The sequence below is a fragment of the Mesorhizobium sp. M7D.F.Ca.US.004.03.1.1 genome (genome assembly GCF_003998635.1).
Taxonomy (GTDB): domain Bacteria; phylum Pseudomonadota; class Alphaproteobacteria; order Rhizobiales; family Rhizobiaceae; genus Mesorhizobium; species Mesorhizobium loti.
In genome coordinates, this window is sequence record NZ_RZQG01000456.1 from 1 (window position 1) to 4,776 (window position 4,776).

3 protein-coding genes and 2 tRNA genes are annotated in these 4,776 nt (G+C 62.9%); all 5 read left to right on the forward strand.

Going from position 1 to position 4,776, the window contains the following annotated elements; genetic code table 11:
* A partial coding sequence (locus EN935_RS22610) for a tetratricopeptide repeat protein (RefSeq protein ID WP_127373626.1) occupies window positions 1-2,024 on the forward strand: 2,024 nt, incomplete at its 5' end.
* Window positions 2,025-2,127: 103 nt separating this feature from the next.
* On the forward strand, window positions 2,128-2,676 hold the full coding sequence (locus EN935_RS22615) for a histidine phosphatase family protein (RefSeq protein ID WP_127265360.1): 549 nt from the start codon (window positions 2,128-2,130) through the stop codon (window positions 2,674-2,676).
* A 226-nt stretch (window positions 2,677-2,902) separates the two neighbouring features.
* Window positions 2,903-2,976 (forward strand) — tRNA-OTHER (locus tag EN935_RS22620).
* 2 nt (window positions 2,977-2,978) lie between these two features.
* A tRNA-Leu gene (locus EN935_RS22625) sits at window positions 2,979-3,047 on the forward strand.
* Between the two features lie 373 nt (window positions 3,048-3,420).
* Window positions 3,421-4,563, forward strand: coding sequence for a slipin family protein (locus tag EN935_RS22630; protein ID WP_164757846.1), 1,143 nt, complete (start codon window positions 3,421-3,423; stop codon window positions 4,561-4,563).
* Window positions 4,564-4,776 lie beyond the last annotated feature (213 nt).

Consider the following 4,776-nt stretch of genomic DNA (forward strand, 5'->3'; position numbering starts at 1 on the left):
ATGCGCTCTATGGCGTGCTGAAGGCGCTCGGCACGGAAAAAATGCCGGAGGATCCGTCCGACCTGCAAAAGGTGCTCGACGCCCAGGCCGAGCGCCTGAAGAAAATGATGTCCGAACGTGCCGCGCTGCGCACCGACGATCCGGAGATCAAACGCCTGGTCGCCTCCGCCGACAAGGCGATCGGCCAGGGCGCCATCGTGACGGCGCGGAAGTTCCTCGATGACGCGGTCGGCCGGGTCGAGCAGACCAACGACGCGGTCGATAAGGCCGAGGATCTCGTCAAGCAGAAGCGTCTTGCCGACGCCGCGATCTATGCCAGACGCGCCGATGCCTCGGGGCTGGTGTTCGACTACAAATCCGCCGCCGGCGACTACGCCAAGGCGTTTTCACTGGCCGAAAAATGGGACGACAAGCTGCGCTGGAACTACAAGAACCAGGAAGCCGAGGCGCTGAACGCCTACGGCTACGCCACCGGCGACCTTGATGCGCTGCAGCGCTCCATCGATGCCTATCGCACCATCCTGAACTTCATCCCCAATGGCGAACAGAATCGCGACTGGGCGATCACCCGCAACAACATGGCGGTGGTGCTGCAGACCATCGGCGAGCGCGAGACGGAGACCGCACGCCTTGAGGAGGCAGCACAGATCTTTCGCGCCTCCCTTGTCGTGTTCGAGCGCGAGAAAGACGATCTCAACTGGGCCGCCGCGCAGAACAATCTGGCCAATGTGCTGTTGAAGATCGGCGAACGCGAGAGCGACCCGAAGCGCCTGAACGAGGCGGTGGTGGCAATGCGCGCGACGTTGGAGAAGCGCCCGCGTGAAAAAGTGCCGCTCGACTGGGCCGCTTCGCAGAACAATCTCGGCCTGGCGCTCTATGCGTTGTCCGAGCGCGAAGCCGCCGGCGAACATCTGACGCAAGCCGAGGCGGCCTACCGTCTGGCACTTGAGGAATACACGCGCGAAAAGGCGCCGGTGGAATGGGCGATGGTCGAGAACAATCTCGGCAACACGCTGGTGTCGCTCGGCATTCAGCTCAACGACAAGGCGAAGATCAACGAGGCGGCCGATGCGTTCCGTGCCGCGCTCGAGGTGCGAACCCGTGAAACCTTCCCGGTCTCGTGGGCAACCAGCCGGCTCAACCTCGGCAACGCGCTGAGCGGTGTCGCCCGCTTCGATATGGGCACCGGCGCGCTCGAAGAGGCCGCGACGGCCTATGACGATGCGCTGACCGTGTTTACCCGGCAGCGTTTCCCGATGGACTGGGCGTCGGCGCAGAACAATCTCGGTTCGATCTACCAGACGCTTGGCCAGCGCACCCGCGACGCGGCCAAGCTGGAGCAATCGGCCGCGGCGTTCCAGGCCGCCCGGCAGGTCTATGTCAGACGGAAATTCCCGCAGGACTGGGCAATGAGCCACTACAATCTCGGCAACACGCTGCAGCTTCTGGGCGGCGTGACCGATAAGCCGGAACATTACGGTGAGGCCATTGCCGCCTACCGCGATGCGTTGCGCGAGTACAAACGCGAGACGAACCCGCGCCAATGGGCGCTGGCCCAGGCCGGCCTCGGCTCGACGTTGCACTGGCTGAGCATGAGCAATGCTGACCCCAAGACCTTGCTGGAGTCCATCGCGGCCCGCCGGGCGGCCCTCGAGGTGCTCACCGTCGACGCGGCACCGGTCGACTGGGCCAACGCCCAGAACGGTATCGGCATGAGCCTGCTCAACCTCGGCAATCTCGAACGCACCGACAAATATCTCGGTGACGCCGAGGCCGCCTTCACGGCGACGCTGAAGGTATTCACCAGGGAAAGCCTGCCCATGCAATGGGCCTTCGCGCAGAACAATCTAGGCGACATCCACTGGAACCGCGGCAGCTATGGCGGCGGCAAGGCCGAATATCAAAAGGCGATCGAATTCTTCGAGAACGCCAAGCAGGGCTTTACCGAAGCCGGCTACACGATCCCCATCCCGCTCACCGACCAGAAGATCGATCTGGTGAAGAAGCAGATAGCGAAGAAGTAGGTCTACGCTTCCCGCCGACCGTACCTTGTCTTTCGGCCGGCTTTGCCGTCCCTATATGTCTCGTCACCGGAACCCATTGCCGGGAACCGGAGAAGGATAGCGGATGATTCGATTTGCCTTGGCGTTGTTCCTGCTTGTTGTTCCCGGCGCGGCGCACGCCACGGATGCAGGCTGGGCGCTGCTACGCGATGGCGGGCATGTCGTGCTGCTGCGCCATGCCATGGTCACCGGCACCACCGACCCGGCCAATTTCGACATCGACAGCTGTGCCACCCAGATCAACCTGTCGGCGCGCGGCAAGCAGCAGGCGAGCAAGATCGGCGCTCTGTTTGCCGCTCGGGCGGCACCGATCGAGCGCGTGCTGTCCAGCCGCTATTGCCGCTGCCTCGACACCGCGCGCATCGCCTTCGAGGCCGAGCCAGAGCTCTTTGCACCCCTCGATCTCCTGAATGGCGACGAGACGCAGAAGGCCGTGCAGATCGCCGCGATCATGAAGGAAATCCGCGCCTATTCCGGCTCCGACAATCTGGTCATGGTCACCCATCTGGAAGACATCGTGGCACTGACCGGCATCTCGCCGCGCGAAGGCGAGGCCGTGGTTGTCGAGCCGCAGGGCGATGGCCTGCGCGTGCTCGGCCGCGTCACCTTCTGAGCGCTCTACGCGTCGCTGACGCCGGAAGCGGTGTTGCCGAAATGCCACTATTGAAAGAAGCCGCAAATCCGCCATGACAATGCCGCTTGCGACAACCCGTCGCAGGGTCTATAGGCGCGCTCCCGGTCACGAAAACCGAAGTGAGCACAACGGTTGGAGCTTTCGTCTCCGCCCGTGCAGGCGGCATTGCCGCCCTGTATGCGGCGCCGCTTTGGGGATTGGGATCGCGGATGTAGCTCAGTGGGAGAGCGCCGGATTTGGATCCGGAGGTCGGGGGTTCAATTCCCTTCATCTGCACCACGGATAGCTCAGTTGGGTAGAGCATCAGATCGAGAATCTGACTGTCGAAGGTTCAAATCCTTCTCCATTGGCCTGATAAGCCAGCACCCTGCCACGGTGTTATCTGAAAAAGCGGTCCGGGGACTGGAATGCGAAAGACCGAACGGATGGCCCAAGCCCTCGGGCGCGGACCAGCCTGAGTGTCTTTCGCCACCGGCTCGCGGCCAGGCCCGCGGTGACGATCAAGGCGCAGTGTCGCCGGCAAGGGAGGCCAAGGCTTCCGGCGCCCGCTTCACTGTCCCGCGATCCGCTCCCGCAAGCCCGCCACGGATCGATGCCACCAGTCCCCGGATCATTCGTGCCCGGGCTGTGACGCAAGACGACGATGTGAAACGAGAAACGAAAAGGACGATCGACGCATGACTTGACGCCTCGCATGGGGCCATGCCCGACAGGAGTAAGACAATGACAATTCTCGACAAGGTTCTTGGACGCGAGCGCGTCCTCGTTAGGGAAAACGAACGTGCCCTCACCCTCCACAAGGGGGAGATCAAGGCTGTCCTGCTACCGGGCGAACATTGGCTCGCCAACCGGCGCGGCAGCCTTGAAGTGTCCCGGCACGATCTGAAGAACCCGGAATTCGTTTCGGCATACGAGAAGGCGTTGTTCGACAAGCTCCCGGATGTGGCCGCGCGTCATTTCACCGTCGTTCGCACCGGGCGCACGGATGTTGCCGTCATCGAGCGTGACGGCAATCTGCACGCCGTGCTGGCGCCGGATCGCAAGCTGGTGCTGTGGACGGAGGCCGGTCCGTGGAAGGTGACGCTGATCGACACATCAGTCGATCTCGCCATCGATGCGGCGGTCATGCGCCGGCTCGGCCAGGCCCGGAAGGCGGAATTGATGTCCGTCCATCCGGTCGTCGATGGTCAGGCCGGACTGCTGTTCATCGACGGTGTCCTGGTCAGGACGCTGACGGCGGGCGTGCATGGCTTCTGGAACGTCGGACGCATGGTGCAGATCAAGGTCGTCGACCTCAAGCGCCAGTCGCTCGACGTTGCCGGGCAGGAAGTGCTGACCAAGGACCGTGTGACGATCCGCGTCAACATCGCCGCCGAATACCGGGTGGTCGATCCGGTCAAGGCGGTAAGCATGGTGAAGGACTTCTCCGAAGCCCTCTACCGCGCCCTGCAGTATGCCTTCCGCAAGACGCTGGGCGCGCTGACACTCGATCAGATCCTCGAAAAGAAGGTGACGATCGACGAGGAAGCGGTAACCAAGGTCCGCGCCGACATGGCCGAGATCGGAGTGGAGGTCAGCGATATCGCCCTCAAGGATGTCATCCTGCCGGGCGAGATGCGCGAGATCCTCAACCAGGTGGTGTCGGCCGAAAAGCAGGCCGAGGCCAACATCATCCGCCGCCGTGAGGAGACGAACGCCACGCGTTCCCTCCTCAACACGGCCAGGGTGATGGCGGAAAACCCGGTGATGCTGCGGTTGAAGGAGCTCGAGGCTCTGGAAACCATCGCCGGCAAGGTCGAGCGGCTGACCGTCCACAACGGAACGGGCGGGCTGCTGAACGACCTGGTCAAGCTCCGCGACAGCTGATGCATGTCGCCCAAAAGTGGTTCCGGTTTTGGGAAAACGACATGCATCGAAACAAAGACTGACGTAACGTCAACGGAAGGGCCGCCGGGTCGACCGGCGGCCCTTCTTGCGTTTCCCAGGCACCCTACCCATCTGCGCCCGGCGTATCAGGCCTTTTCCTGCCGGGAAAAACCGATTAGACAGCGCCCAAACAAGATGCGGACAGATTCCGCC

Bases quoted from the DNA above. Each gene is read 5' to 3' on its own strand.
- EN935_RS22615 (WP_127265360.1), top strand. From the start codon at position 2,128: ATGATTCGATTTGCCTTGGCGTTGTTCCTGCTTGTTGTTCCCGGCGCG.
- EN935_RS22630 (WP_164757846.1), top strand. From the start codon at position 3,421: ATGACAATTCTCGACAAGGTTCTTGGACGCGAGCGCGTCCTCGTTAGG.